A 14027-nucleotide genomic window follows, 5' to 3' on the forward strand; every position below is an offset into this window, starting at 1 on the left:
AGAATTTGAAGATGTCAGGTCAATGATGTTCTACCATGATACAAGACGTCAAATACAAATTCCGTGATCTAATCTTGGAAGAAAGTGTAGGTCACTGAATTAGATTGAACTAACTTGCACTAAAAGTTTTAAAAAAGAGGGGGATCAATTTTGAAAAAAGTTGGTTTTTGACCTAAAAATCGCGTTTAAACAAAAAAGAGCCTCTTTTTCAAGAGGCTCTAACTTCAAAACGTTCGACCTGTTGGGTGGTCTTTGTGATCCCGCTGGGATTCGAACCCCATGAGATAAAGCACTTATTATCAATATGTTAGGTCGTTTGATTTAAGACGTATACCGATTAGTATACCGAATCCTTTAGATCAATTTGACTGTGTATGAGAACGTTAATACCTAAATATACGAATTAATTTCTGAACAAGAAAATATATTTTGTCAGAATTGAACTTTTCAGTTTGGCCTAAATTGTGCAGGCAAGCATAAGGCTGGATTTCTTTTCAGACAGGAAAAACCGGCGTAAAAACTCTTTTATTTGATGAACCGTCTTGTCGCCCTGATAAGATTATAAATCATATATGATGACCATATTCTCATCAGTACATCAATAATAATCGTATAGCCTGGAAAGCTATCATCAAGCTTTCTCAGTGGGTTGATAAGGAATAAGTATTTGTCAATTGCGATCCTGAAACCAGCCGAATCAGCATCAATAAAAGAAATATGTAATCCGTCTATTCCGTTGAATGATATTAACACCATCAACAAAGCGAAATGACCGACCAGCAAAGCAATCAGGGGGCGCGTAAAGCTTTGTCCGAAGTCACTGAACCAGTAACTGAATTTGATAATTACTGTCGTCCAGAAGTCATCCTTCAGCTGCAGGCTTTTATCGTACGCCAGCATTTCCTGCGTATGAAACTTTTGTTCATTGATTAAATCGCCCTGCTTTCCCAGCGCGAATTTTAACTGCCGGAAAGTTTCGCGCAAATTGATAAAATAGCCGATCACAGCAGGGTCTTCGCGTAACGGTTCGCTATTGATGTTCTGAGCAAACCAATCCTCTTCGAGTTGTTTTAACTTCTCTGGAAGGAGTTGCTCTTCGGCATTCAGGCCAATCCCGAAACCTTTTAGCGCTCTGATTTTGTAATTCCATTTAATATTTACAAATGTGGTATCGATCAAATGCGAATTGTAGAACGTTACGCTTTCAAACGATGTTAAATCCAGCGAATAGAATTCGGCTTTCCCCATATAAGATTCAGTAATGGAAATCTCTGACGGGTGCGGCCCTGGCAAAGGTTTAATATTGATTAGTCGGAACCCGTCCTCGTTCCGGTAACGGTACACAGACAGGACATTAACATTGATATCTTCTATAGAAATTTCAAGATCCTTCGAAGACTGAAAAATCGAAAGATGCTCAATCTCTGTGTTCTCCCCCGATATTTTGATATAGCCGGAAGTTTTTAGATTATGCAGCGTCAACTCCCGAAGTTTTGCTCCGCCCCAGTAACCAATATTCAATTCATCAAAGTCTCCTCCTGCAATTTTTACGGTTGCATTTTCAAGAAAATTCCAGCGGCATTTATGGAAATTGCCGCCTTCCACGTAGATCTGGCGCCCAAGTATCAGGTTAATCAGGTTGAATTCGTCGTCAAATTCCGACGTACCGAAAACAAACAGCTCACCATCGCAGAATGAGTGGTTGATCGAAAGGTCATTTTGTACCTGGCATTTATAGAATTTAATGTCACCCTGAAAATAGCAGTTGAGAAATTTAATATGCGGTTTGAACTCCCCGGTAAAGAACACGTCCGATTCGAATATTTTATTTTCAAGCGTTAGTTCGGCACTTGAAATATCATCGTGCGGGTTGTGTTTTTCAAAAGCGTGCAGGAAATTTTCGTAATAATTCTCCCAGTCCTTAATAACCTTGTAACCGGGGAGATCTGCGGGTGGAATTCTATCAGTGTAACTCATTCTTACCGGTTAAGATTGAGTGGCTAATGATGTGTATTCTTTCAGCGCCAGGATATGGGAGGCATACCAAACCTGTTTTACGGTCGGAGTGTCCCCGTTTTTGAGTAACTCGCCGATCTGCCCGAATACAGAAGGGTATTTGACCGCTTTTGATTTTGCGAATTCCTGAACACGATTAAATGCCGCTCCAACGTCTTCTCCCTCGCTTACCGCGTTGTTATAAATCTGTACGATAAAATCAAAAATCTGTTGCCAGAATACCATCTCATTATTAACCTTCCGGTCGAAGACTTCAGGTGCCTCCGTCCTTATCCGTCTTACCAGTTCCCGTTCAAAATCAACATGCGCTTCCTTAATGTTTTCGAGATTGGATATAGAGGATTTGATAATTCCCAGCTTGTTCATCTCGGCTACCGTTAGAGATCTCCCATAACCTGTCAGCACGTTGTCGTAAAAACCAATGCCGTTAGTGTAAATTTCAATATTGTCTTTCAACAGTTTGAAATCGACCTCCGCAAGTTTTGAATTTCTGGCATTACGTTTTTTACGTTCCTCATTGCTGATGGAATACTTTTTTATTATTTTCAGACTATTGGAAGTGGCCATGAATGCAGCAATTTCACGGCATTCCGACACTTTATCCCATAATTCCTTTTTCCGGGTATTTTCGCCAACGTCGTCACTGTCGGAATATTTTTTCAGCAGTTCATTGACCAGCTTCATCATGTCCTCAAGGTAAAGGGTCAGGTCGTCTTCAAGGCCTTCTTTTATCCATATTTTGGTCAGGTCAAAAGTGCTGCCTGATTTTGATCCATCGGTAAACCTGTAAAGAATAGAAATGGAATACGGAACCACGGCTGAACGGAGCTGACCTATTGAATTCTTACCCGCGCCGTAAACTTTTTCCAGCTTGTTAAACAGGATCATTTTGGCAATGAGTTCTTCATAAAAGTTCCGGTCAACAATAACGCCCTTTTTCTTGTCGCCATCACCGCAGATAGCGGTTATAAAATATTTGAAGACCTTGATTCCACCTTTTTTTACCATGTAAGGCTGGTCACCCCAGGAAGAATAATACTTACCCAGCTGCTCTTTGGAGAACCGTCTTTCATCCGGATAGTCCTTCTCGATTTTTGTTTTGTTTCCGGACTTGCGTTTCATGGTGTTGAATTCGCCTTTTGCCCGGTCAAAAAACCATTTCTTGCCGCTTGGTGTAACAACGCTGGCGGTGAGGGCCTTTAACTTAACGAGCTGCGGATTCTGCGAATCCAGATCGACGGTTGTTACCTTGGTTTGTGTATTGGAGTAGAGGCTGATCTCTTTTATAAATTTGTTCAGTTCATCCTCAGCGGCTTCACTGACTACATTGATTTTTGCCGTCACAAACACCTTGCTGATGTCAATACCGCTTTTTCTGGCAAAATAGATAGCGGCGGTAGTCTGGCCGCCGTTAACAATCTGAAAGTCCGTCAGCGATCTGATCAGTGTCAGGCCACCCGACTCAAAGGTGTCGGATAATGTCGAGGTAATCGTCAGTCCGTTATTAAATGCGATGAACTTGGCAGGGTCTTTTCTGAGGGTTGTAAACATCCCCTTGTTTGCCTCATTTTTGAAATCAAGAAATGACCTGACGTTTTTTTCGAGAAGTCTTGTACTGTGAAGCTTATACAGTTCTGCAAGATGCAGGGCGGGAAGTACACACAGGTACGATTCAAAATTCTGTTCGTTTGCAGCCTTTATCGCTTTGATGGGCGCATCAAATATACTTTCAAAATTGACGGTCAGAACCTCCCGGTTCCCCTGTGAAATTAAAATATCATAAAGGAAGTTGAGATCAATAAGCCTTCTGACAATCAGGATTTCCTTTGATAATCTTTGCCGGTCTTTGGTATAGGTTACCGTCAGATTTTCGTTTTCAAATTCAAGACCTTTTGGTTGCGGAATACTGCCGCGCGTCTCCACAGTTGCTGTTGCCGAAATTAAGAATATATCAACCACGTCAAACTGATCGGCGCCTTCTGAGGAAGAAAGGTGAGCTACCAAAGCGTTTACCGGATCGGAATCCTGCAGGCTTTCATTTAAGTGGCCGTTCATTGCTTTCTTCAGAAATCTGGTCGTCCTTGCAAACTGCGTTTCGTAATATGCTTTCTGGGAAATCTGAAATTCGGCATCAGAAACTTTAATGTCGATAGAGGACTCATTCAGGATAATCAGCTGAAGCCGTTCTTCTGATTCATTGATGAGGTAACCGTTTACCTTCAATTTTTCGGTTTCCGATAAGAAACCGGTATCGTTCCATTCTTCAGAGTCGATCAGTTTGGCATCCAGCATGGAAGGCAGTACCGCATCGATAAATGAAGCTTCTGAAATAAAGCTGTCATCATCCTGGGCGAGTACCAGCAAGTCTTTTCTGTAGCGTAAATATTCCTGTACCTCCATGCTTAATAATCTCTCCTGGTTAAAATATAGTCGTCAAGTGCAGAAATCCGAATGTTGTATTTTAAATTATTAATTTCCTGCGGTATTCCAGATACGGTCAGTCGGGGAAAGCCGTCTGCCAGGCAGTTGTAGGAAGTTTCGCTTACCAGGCGGTACATGATGTCATTGTACGCCTCAATATTGCGCAGGTTCAGTCCCTTTTGCGCAAGGGCTTTGAGAAATATCGAAGTGTCACCGAGCCGTTCAATGATCAGCCCTCTGATCTCCTGTGCCAGATCCTGCAAAGATAAACCGTCTGCGGGGACAGGATCAACAGTAACCACAACGAGTTCAAGACCTTTCTGAAACTCCGGCTCCAGCTGGAATTCACTGGAAATCCGCACGTCGGCTTTTGCCACTTCCTTTGTTTTTATTTCGAGGTTTCGGTCGTCAAGCACAAAATCCTGTCCTCTATCATAAGGCCCCTGCCAGCTGTTAAGCACATCGTTTATAGTTGCTGAAGGGGCATCTGCTACAAGTGATCTTAGTACGGCAAGTTCACCGAACAGCCCTTTGATGATATCAGGGGAAATCCGGTCTGATAGCTTATCGTCAAAAAATCCGCTCCATTTGTAGAACGCTTTTATCAATTCCCTTGAGTAAACATCGACATCAGAAATATCCTTTATTTTATGGTAAAGCGAAATAATGAGATCGTTGAATAAATCATGGTAGGAATTGTCCGTGAGCTGTATGACAATATAGTTCGATCCTCTGTAAAATTCGATAGAAAGGTTCTGTTTAACAGAACCCTGAAAATCAACATTGTTTGCAGCTGGTAATTCCAGGATCAGGCATCGGTTAAATAATTTATTGATCCCGATATTCAGTTCCGGCATACAGTCGGCGCTGATCTTTTTAAACCTGAATTCAGCACTGCCGTCCTGAACAATTGTATTCCATTTTCCTTCAAGAAATTCTGTCGTCATCATCCAGATTATTCTTCATTAAGTGCATCAATAAATTCGTCTTCCTCTTCTTCTTCGTTTTCTTCGTTCAATTCCTTATACCTCAGATATTCCCCGCCGATATCAGCTCCCACGTCAGGGAAACCCAAGGCATAGCCAAAGAGCGGTATTTTAAGGTCAAGGTCCAGTTCCGCAGCTTTGTCCCGAAGTTCTTTATCCAAGACATTGCGTTCCGATTCAAAAACGCGCTCCAGATCGATCAGGTAGATCATCAGAATGCCGTCCTTTTCATTCATTTCATAACGGTAATCCTTATCCGGTATGGTCTGAATTTCCTCCGCTTTGTTTTTTGCATCTGCTGGTGACATTCCCGCATCTGTGAATTCTTTAATTTTCCGGTTCAGGAAACTCTTTTTGACCTTCGCGATCTGGCCGGGGTCAAGGGTCAGCGCAAAATCGGCACCCGATGTTACGATCTGAGCGGAGCGGCCTGATACTTTAAATACCTCTCTGAACAGCAGTTCGTCCCTCGAAGGTGAGCCTTCTTTAGGGCCACGTCTGATGGACAGGTTGACATCTGCGGGCAGGCCTGAAGCTGCTTTATCAAGGGCGACTTTGGTGATCGCATGGCGGTTTCGCTTTATGCCGATTGTCCAGTTCGTCAGCTTTCCCTGGGCATTGCAAAGCGTTACATACTCTTTAACCCCCTGCAAATCAAAATCGAAAAAGGAGTTTTCAAGATCAAGAAATTTAAACAACCCGGCGGCATCGGTTTGGTAAAAAAAAGTGTCGATATCATCGCGGGAACGCCAGTTCACCGATCTTATCAGCGTAGAAAGGCCAGCCCAGCTTTTTTCGATCCTTTGCTTATTGATGATGAATTTTGTCGATTGCTCAATTCCCGAACTGTAATTAAGCTTTACATCTTCCGCATTTTTAAGGATTGAGGCACGTGTGATCTTGATAACCTTGGGGTTATTCCGCACCCTTATTTCAAAATCTGCGGGCCGCCCTTTTTTGCGGTTGATTTCCTTAAATACTTGTTCCAGTTCCTCCACGGTAACAGTTACTGTGTCAAACTTGTGAATATTTTCCCTTGTGGTAAACAGTTTGCAGCAGTCCAGATAGCCAGGGCGGTACCCGAACCAGCGGCCCATTTGAAGCAGCGTATCGGCGTAATCCGTGCCGCGGATAAAATAATTGATCGTTAATCCTTCCAGGGTAAAACCTCTCGAAAGACGGTTACCACCGATGGCAATGTATTTTTTCTCCGTTTTCTTCGTATAAACCAGTTCGTCTTCTGTGGCGCTGTTGATAGCCAGCACCTGAATGCCGCTGGCCGCCGAAATCAGCAGTTCCTTAATATTGTCAAACTCCCTGACAGTCAAAAATTCATCTTCGTAATCTTCGGCAAGATAGGTACGGATATTTCTGACTACCTCCGCATAGTATTTGAACCAGATCCTTTCAAATTCACTGTAGATGGAGCCAGCGCTGCTGGGCAGATCGGTATCAAGTCTGGTGAACAGTTCCTCTGCATATTTTTTTACCAGATCCTTTGTGGTGTTCTGCCAGTTTGTAAACCTTGAAATATGAATCAGCATGGTATTATGCGGCTGAAACAATTTGGAGTCTATCATCTCGGAGCGCCTGCTCAGCCGGATCGCCGTGGAGATGATAAAGCACATGATAGCCTCTTTAAGAGAATTCGGCAGATATTGGGGATAGGGATCATCCTTTTTTGACGCGCGGCTATCTGGTTCATAATTATAGGAGGGTAATCCTGTTTCCTTAAATACACGCGATGGAAAAGCATTCAGGTGATCGGTAACCGGGGGAGCGACCAGTGGCTCAATTTTTTTAACTTCCTCAATTCTCGTTTCAAAAAAATGTTTTGCACCCACGTAAACGGATGGAGGAAATAATAATTCGATAAAATCATCTGGTGCCAGGTTCGGAACCATTGCAAATTCCTTCACTACCGGCAAGCCATTTATTTTAGTCTTTACCTGCCATTTACCATCGGGGGCTTCGTTTCTGTCCTGAAGGACATTTGCAAAAGGGGTTGCGGTATAGCCGATATAGGTTTTCCGTTTGAAAAGCCCAAGCAGCGCCCGGATATGACCGTTAATTTTAGTGGCATACTCGCGGCCCTGGTGTCCCATATTATTCAATGATGCGTTATCGGCTTCATCATCAACCAGCAGGAAAGGAATGCCGTGCTTGTCATTGTTTTCGCTAAGGTAGTCGCTCAACCATAACAGGAGGTTCGTTAAAACGCTGCTGTTTTTTTTGCATACCAGTACATTTTTGTAGTTCAGCGTAAATTCGGCAGCTTTGATGTTTTTGTTAAAATCAGCTTTCGGCGAGGTAGGAATGATAACCTGGCGGATAGAATTATCGCCGAGTTCCCCGAACTTCAGAATATTTCCGACACCCTTAAAATCAACTGTTCCTTTTTCGAGATCGGTGACGCCCCAGCCAATCACATCATTTTCGATTCTGAGCTGTGTCTGCACCCGGAGATCTTCCATAATCCCCGACAACACGATGATGAGGGTATAATCCAGATCGATGGCACCGTTGATAACCGCATTAAAGTTGGCAGTCTTTCCGGATTGCACGCTGCCCATCACCAAGCCCTTGATAAAAAAGGATTTGTCATCCTTCGGGTCACCAATTTTTTTTAGAATTTCGAGGGATGATCTTTGTGTTTCGGCTACGATCTTATCCGGTCTGCCATCATCCTTAAGATAGCGGAAATAGCGGTCGCTGTAATGCCAGTTCATGCTTTTTATCCTTGTTTCGTTAAGCCAGGATTCCTTCCAGGATTTTTGCAGGGACATACTTGCCGTGATGTCAGTAGCGTTGTTAGCGCGGTACTCGCTGACTGCTGTCTGAAAACATTTCTTAAACGCTTCATCCGTCAGCTTCGTCCAGCGGTATAAGCCCGAAATGATATCTATTGCCGATCTGGCTTTTGTTTCCAGTTCCGGATTGTCAAAAAATGCGCGGGTCAGCGGATTGTTACCTTCGCGCAGTTCGGCTACTTCCGAATCAATGAATTTTAGGAGTTCGTCCGTGTAATTGCGGTTAATCATCAGTTCAGCAGGTTTAGTATTTCTTCGGGCAGTGAGGATTCGGTATAACCCAATCCATTCAGGATGTTATCCTTTATGTATTTATTCGATACTCCGCTACTCTTCAGAACAGTAATTGATTTAATGATATCATCTGCGGAAATCCCATCTTTTTCCTTTTCACCGGTAAATACGTTTGCATCATGCGCATGTCTGACGATATTAACCGTGGTGTTTACCATTTTGATAATGAAATCCAGCATCGAATTTTGTTCACTGTTCAGACCGGTTCTCAGCGATTTGAGAAGCGGGAAATCGGAATTGATTTCCATGGCAACTCCTTTGGAAGTAGCTTTTTTCTCAAAAAGCTGCAAATTGTCTTTTTTGCCTTTTTTTGCGAACTGCTGAATGCCCCGATTGTAGTACTCTCTTTCCGCTTCCGCCTTCAGCTGAACAACATAGCGTAGAAATGCGCTCTTCAGGTCAAAGGGAATAACGATCTGTGATTTGGCAACGTTGAGGTGGAACAAATGATCTACTTTATTTCCTACCTCCACCCTTAAGCGGGCAAGCCGCAGGATAGGCGATTTCCTGATCACATCATTCCAGCCGCCGAAGACAATTATCCGGTCAGCCCGGTAAACGTAGATGCCTTCAAGGTCCATGAGGCCCCTTGACTTCGTGGCCCATACTGAACCATATTCCCTACTTTCATCAATACTTCTTGACGGCAGGATAAATCCTTCCATTTTAACAACATCCTCTTTCAGCCACCGTTGTTTATTCGGGATCGGCCTGAAATCCTGTTCACCTGGAAACGGATTGAACGGCTGGATCACCCGGTTGTTTACGCGGATCATCAGGGGGCTGTTTTTTCGTTCCAGAAACCGGTGAAAAACCAGCGAAAGGTATTCAGTTGTGATTTCGCTAATCTGATGTTTAATCGTTGTCCTCCGCGATTCCTCATCGAGGTAGTCCTCGAATTTATAAAGACTGTGCCAGACAACTATCGTATTCGTCTCAAAGTTTTCAGGCCGGTTCAGGAACGTATGACTCAGCTCGTCATATTGATCAAGCAGTTCTTTTATCTCATCTTCAGTGTTAACAATGATCCGCCATTTTTCGCTCTTTTTCAAAAAATCAACGTCCCAGGTACGACCGTAAAAGCGGGCGGTACCTTTTTTTCTCGATAATACCGTGAATTTGCGGGACTGGGCGAATGAGGCTGTTTTCAATCCCAAACCAAATCTGCCCAAGTCTTTAACTGATCGTACATTTTCAAGGAAAGAACTCGGAAAGTGCATGCTTTTTTTGAGTGTTTCCTCATCCATGCCTTTGCCATCGTCCGCCAGAAACAGTATAAAAGGCTCCGCATCTGTATTGATGATTACCTCGACATGGTGTGCATCTGCTGAAACGGAGTTATCGATGAGGTCTGCCAGTGAGGTTTCCAGCGAATAGCCCTGCTCTGCAATTGATTTGATAAGATACTCCGGGTTGGGGGGTACTTCCTCATATCTTTCATCGGGCTGGGTTGGTTCTTCCTGTTTCTTCATATTTATCGTTTAAAACAGGACAAGATCATTGTTTACCGCTGCCTTTTCAGGAACAAGAATTGATTCGACCACATTTGCGATCTGGAAGGCCAGGTACGGCGGTACCGCATTACCAACCTGGTGAAACTGTTGGGTCCGGCTGCCGCAAAAAAAGTAATTGTCCGGGAATGTCTGAATCCTTGCAGCTTCCCTCACCGTAAGGCTTCTGCATTGATACGGATCATAATGAATGAAGTAATGGCCGTCTTTAGAAATATGACTGGTCACCGTAGTTGCAGGTTCATTCGGCAGCTGGACCCGAAAGCGGTCGTTAAATTTACCCGACTCTGCATTTTCATGGTCGGGAATAAGATCTTCACCAAACTTTCTGTAATCTTCCATTCTCGGAAATTTATGGAAGAATTTGGTGTACAGGGCCGCGAACAAATAACGCTTCAGATCAAGAGTAAGATGCCCCCTGGATATGTGGTGTACCGCTGCATTGAGCTTTGGATCGAGGTACCAGTCGTGGAGCGGGTGGTTTTGAGGCAAGGTATCACTCGACACCTCATAGTATTCTTTACCCGTATTCTGGGGGTAAACCGGATTGAATTCGATGTCGTACTTCAGCCCGCTAAATGTTTTAAGCAGTTCCTCCGTATATTTTGATATCCTTTCAGACCATGCGGGGTAAGAGTCTTCCAGGTTATTATAGTTGCGTTTCTTTTTCTGTACGCTTCCTGAAACCACGATGTCCGTATGGGTAAATTCCCGGTAAATTCCGCTGCGTACTGCTGGCAGCATTCCGATCACCGATCTGAGATCCACCTTTTTTGAAGGCCTTAGTGTTGAAGGTTTGATCTGAATATCTTCCCTTATGCCCAGGAGAATTACCCGGTGACGTTTCTGGGGAATTCCATAGTCTTCGGATTTAATCAGGTAGTCGGAATCACTTTTGATATTTGATCTGACGAGTGAATATATTTTATAGCCTGACGAATTGAATTCAGGGAAAACGGTTGATGGATGCTGCAGGTCACTCAATATTTTGGTAAATATTTTCTCACCGTTTAATTCAGCTGATAGCAAGCCCTTCACGTTTTCCATTACGAAAACAGCAGGCTGATGTCTGGCAATGATCCGCAGATATTCCTTATACAAATGTACACGGTGATCCCCCTCCTGGATGCCGCCAACACGCGAGCGCCCGGCAAGGGAGTACGCCTGACAGGGTGGGCCGCCAATCAGTACCCAGTTTGTTTCACCACTAAGACTTTCTGCGATACGCCTGTCAATTTCCGGTTCCGGTGTTTCGCCGAGTGTAGCCTGCCATGCTTCATTTGCGGCTTCTCTGTATTCTTCGGGGTAAGTCTGATATAATTCTGCGATGGAAATATCGCGACTAAGAAACTTATAATATTCTTCGGGCAGCTGTTTAAACGGAAACTGCCGGACAAATGAACGCAGCGTCAGTGTCTCATGCGCATGGGTATCCTTCTCAATAGACAGTTTGATCTTAAATACGCGTTCGTTATCCGTTTCAGTCAGTGAACTAAATCCTTCAGCCAGTCCTCCAGGGCCTGCAAACAAATCAATGATGGGGAAAGGCATAGATTTTTTAAAGTAAAAATCTAAGATAGAAATATTAATGCTTACACCAATAATATTGTGTGTGTGCAGCGCGCAGGCTCAGGTGTGGAATTCTTTTAAAAGGTTATCCAGCGTGCTGTCAGCTGTGCTTTTTCTGAGGTCACATTCCCATAGAGTCAGCACTTTCCAGCCTGCCTCACGGAGTCTGGAAACGGATTCCGCATCTTTATTGATGTTTGTATTGATTTTATTCAGCCACCATTCCGTGCGGGTTTTCGGAACCACAAAATAGCGGCAGCCTTCATGGCCGTGCCAGAAGCAACCGTGAACAAAGATGACGGTTTTATATTTCGGAAGTACAATATCGGGTTTGCCGGCAAGTGATTTATCGTGGAGTTTGTAGCGGAAGCCGCGTGAAAACAAAAATTTGCGGACGATCAGTTCAGGCGAGGTATCCTTGCTGCGGATACGCGACATATTAAAACTTCGGATTTCTCTGGAGTGAACATCGGTCATAAGAAGATCACAGCAACGACAGTGCCACTATTCAGGTAATGCCTGGGAAGGCAGGGGGATGAATTCATCTAGTCCCGTTTCTTTCAGGAATATCTCCATGGAAATATCATAGATATCCGCCCCGGCTGCTTCGCAAACCCTAAAACACTGATCATTTAACTGGTTTCTCAGCAATGCCTCCGCTGGTGTGTAGGAAGGGTCGCCGGTTTGCATATTGACGTAATTGTCAAAATCATCATCGGGATGATAATTCAGGCCTTCAGCCATCAGCTGATGCACAAATTCCTTAACGTCGTCAAGTGTTTTTATTTCGGTGATCATATTTCGGTATTTACGTTATTATCCGGTTTTCTTCTGCCTGCCGCAGCATGATTTCAAGGCCTTCTTCCCTGGACATGATTGTCCCGAATTCTTTTTCAGAACGTTCATCGCTGTAGATTCCGTTCGGATCGTTCCACATGAGCCACTCGATAATATCAGTTCTGGTCAGTCCGTTTACCAGTTGCAGCAAAGCAGGTTCGCTGATTTCGACGACCGACTGATAGGAATATCCTGTTTTTCTCCAGAAGCTCATGCTCGAAATTTATTTTTTATTGTCACTGTCATTCCAGGAATGAATATATGATTCAAGATCCTCCGCAACTACAACAAGCTGATTCTTTCTGACCCCAATTCGCTCAGCATTATCCGGGTTTCTGACGTTACGCTGCAGTTCGTTAAGTCCGACTACTATAATATCATCTTCGCCATCAAAGTCAGCCGGATCTTCAGATACGATATAAACTTCTTCCTCTTCCATGTCCGGCACATCCGAAACAATCTTACATATCTGCCCCGGCCTTACCGGGATTAATGAAATGTTCATTTCCAAAATTAAATAATTATGATGAATGCCTCCGGGTTTATCACTGGTGATTTGCATATCAGCATAAAACATCACAGTAAACCTCTTAAATCTTACAATAAATATAACAAAAATCTCTCGTTTTGTCAAATAAAAATGAATTAATTAACTCATTACCAGCGATTTTAATTAATAATATTTCTGACATCTGAGATTTCGTCCTTTTTTTTCAGACAGGAATAAAAACCGGAAAAAGCCTCCTTTCAGAAAAGGCTCAGCTGGATCATACTTACCTGTGCTTTTTCGATTTCTCTTAATGTAGCAATGATCGCTGGCTGTTTATCATTGGTGGTGTCGGTACTGCCAAGCTTTTTTGTCATCATGGTCTTTAGTTCATTCAGTGCATGATTGAAGGCAGCATCACGGCTTCCAAATTGCTTGCCGTAAACCGACAGGCCATAGCAACCGCCTGCTACACCATAGCTGTAGTTCATACCGTATGTCCAAATGTGGTTTGCACCTCTGCCTAAATAGATCAGGCTGTGGTTACCATAACGGAGTTTATCACCAAATGCTAATTCTTCTCTATCTAAAAACACGGGGCGTGTAAACCAGTCGTATTTGTCAAAACTAATTTCGGTAAACCCGAATTCAAGGCCTTTACGATAAGCATAAACATTCATGGTTATTGTTCTGAATGAATCGCCGAAGCTGCGGAACCAATCCAGTTGTTGTTGATCTTCCGCTTTAATAGCAGCGATCATTTCCTGAAAGATACCCCGTTCGTAAGCAACCATGTGGTTGTCTTTCATGTAATCGGTGATTTGATTTTTTGATTGAAGGTTTAATACCAGGCTTTCCATAACATTACATTTGAGTTTTTTAATGCAAGGTTTTAAAAGCATGGTGCGCAGTTGTCAAGGGCCCGGCTGGTGCGGGGTTCATAGACCCTTGACGGCGGCGCAGAGGGCTTTACCTTTGCGGTTAAAAAAAATCAAATGGTTGGAAAGCCTGTTCAATCGGCAAGTAAACCAACCGTTTATGAAGGGAAAAAGCAAGGGTCAGCCCGCCGGTGGGCGCGCAAATCGGCTGGTATAGC

11 protein-coding genes are annotated in these 14027 nt (G+C 43.5%); all 11 read right to left on the reverse strand.

The genetic code is table 11. The annotated features are described in order from the left end of the window. Positions 1-525: 525 nt before the first annotated feature. Positions 526-1977 carry a hypothetical protein gene (locus AB6735_RS15025; protein WP_370996666.1) on the reverse strand — a complete coding sequence of 484 codons (1452 nt, stop codon included), beginning with the start codon at positions 1975-1977 and terminating at the stop codon, positions 526-528. Between the two features lie 9 nt (positions 1978-1986). Beyond that, complete coding sequence (locus AB6735_RS15030) at positions 1987-4416, reverse strand: AIPR family protein (RefSeq protein ID WP_370996667.1); 2430 nt, start codon at positions 4414-4416, stop codon at positions 1987-1989. 2 nt (positions 4417-4418) lie between these two features. Beyond that, complete coding sequence (locus tag AB6735_RS15035; RefSeq protein ID WP_370996668.1) at positions 4419-5387, reverse strand: PD-(D/E)XK motif protein; 969 nt, start codon at positions 5385-5387, stop codon at positions 4419-4421. Positions 5388-5392: 5 nt separating this feature from the next. Next, on the reverse strand, positions 5393-8464 hold the full coding sequence (locus AB6735_RS15040) for a Z1 domain-containing protein (protein ID WP_370996669.1): 3072 nt from the start codon (positions 8462-8464) through the stop codon (positions 5393-5395). Further along, a complete protein-coding gene (locus AB6735_RS15045; RefSeq protein WP_370996670.1) occupies positions 8464-9999 on the reverse strand; it encodes an ATP-binding protein in 1536 nt (511 codons plus the stop codon). Before AB6735_RS15045 ends, AB6735_RS15040 begins: the two co-directional genes overlap by 1 nt. A 9-nt stretch (positions 10000-10008) precedes the next feature. Then, a complete protein-coding gene (locus tag AB6735_RS15050) occupies positions 10009-11589 on the reverse strand; it encodes a DNA cytosine methyltransferase (RefSeq protein WP_370996671.1) in 1581 nt (526 codons plus the stop codon). 78 nt (positions 11590-11667) lie between these two features. After that, a complete protein-coding gene (locus AB6735_RS15055; RefSeq protein WP_370996672.1) occupies positions 11668-12084 on the reverse strand; it encodes a very short patch repair endonuclease in 417 nt (138 codons plus the stop codon). A 27-nt stretch (positions 12085-12111) separates the two neighbouring features. After that, on the reverse strand, positions 12112-12405 hold the full coding sequence (locus AB6735_RS15060) for a hypothetical protein (protein WP_370996673.1): 294 nt from the start codon (positions 12403-12405) through the stop codon (positions 12112-12114). A gap of 10 nt (positions 12406-12415) precedes the next feature. Beyond that, on the reverse strand, positions 12416-12658 hold the full coding sequence (locus AB6735_RS15065) for a hypothetical protein (RefSeq protein ID WP_370996674.1): 243 nt from the start codon (positions 12656-12658) through the stop codon (positions 12416-12418). A gap of 9 nt (positions 12659-12667) precedes the next feature. Beyond that, positions 12668-12949 (reverse strand): hypothetical protein, encoded by a 282-nt coding sequence (locus AB6735_RS15070; protein ID WP_370996675.1) that lies wholly within the window; start codon positions 12947-12949, stop codon positions 12668-12670. Between the two features lie 242 nt (positions 12950-13191). Beyond that, a complete protein-coding gene (locus AB6735_RS15075; RefSeq protein WP_370996676.1) occupies positions 13192-13740 on the reverse strand; it encodes a hypothetical protein in 549 nt (182 codons plus the stop codon). Between the last annotated feature and the right edge of the window lie 287 nt (positions 13741-14027).

The organism is Mucilaginibacter sp. RCC_168 (assembly GCF_041355315.1).
Classification (GTDB): Bacteria; Bacteroidota; Bacteroidia; order Sphingobacteriales; family Sphingobacteriaceae; genus Mucilaginibacter.

What these genes read in the sequence shown, in the direction of transcription:
- AB6735_RS15040 (WP_370996669.1), bottom strand. Translation starts at nt 8,464, where the DNA reads ATGATTAACCGCAATTACACGGACGAACTCCTAAAATTCATTGATTCG.
- AB6735_RS15025 (WP_370996666.1), bottom strand. Translation starts at nt 1,977, where the DNA reads ATGAGTTACACTGATAGAATTCCACCCGCAGATCTCCCCGGTTACAAG.
- AB6735_RS15075 (WP_370996676.1), bottom strand. Translation starts at nt 13,740, where the DNA reads ATGAAAGACAACCACATGGTTGCTTACGAACGGGGTATCTTTCAGGAA.
- AB6735_RS15030 (WP_370996667.1), bottom strand. Translation starts at nt 4,416, where the DNA reads ATGGAGGTACAGGAATATTTACGCTACAGAAAAGACTTGCTGGTACTC.
- AB6735_RS15065 (WP_370996674.1), bottom strand. Translation starts at nt 12,658, where the DNA reads ATGAGCTTCTGGAGAAAAACAGGATATTCCTATCAGTCGGTCGTCGAA.
- AB6735_RS15070 (WP_370996675.1), bottom strand. Translation starts at nt 12,949, where the DNA reads ATGAACATTTCATTAATCCCGGTAAGGCCGGGGCAGATATGTAAGATT.
- AB6735_RS15045 (WP_370996670.1), bottom strand. Translation starts at nt 9,999, where the DNA reads ATGAAGAAACAGGAAGAACCAACCCAGCCCGATGAAAGATATGAGGAA.
- AB6735_RS15060 (WP_370996673.1), bottom strand. Translation starts at nt 12,405, where the DNA reads ATGATCACCGAAATAAAAACACTTGACGACGTTAAGGAATTTGTGCAT.
- AB6735_RS15035 (WP_370996668.1), bottom strand. Translation starts at nt 5,387, where the DNA reads ATGATGACGACAGAATTTCTTGAAGGAAAATGGAATACAATTGTTCAG.
- AB6735_RS15055 (WP_370996672.1), bottom strand. Translation starts at nt 12,084, where the DNA reads ATGACCGATGTTCACTCCAGAGAAATCCGAAGTTTTAATATGTCGCGT.
- AB6735_RS15050 (WP_370996671.1), bottom strand. Translation starts at nt 11,589, where the DNA reads ATGCCTTTCCCCATCATTGATTTGTTTGCAGGCCCTGGAGGACTGGCT.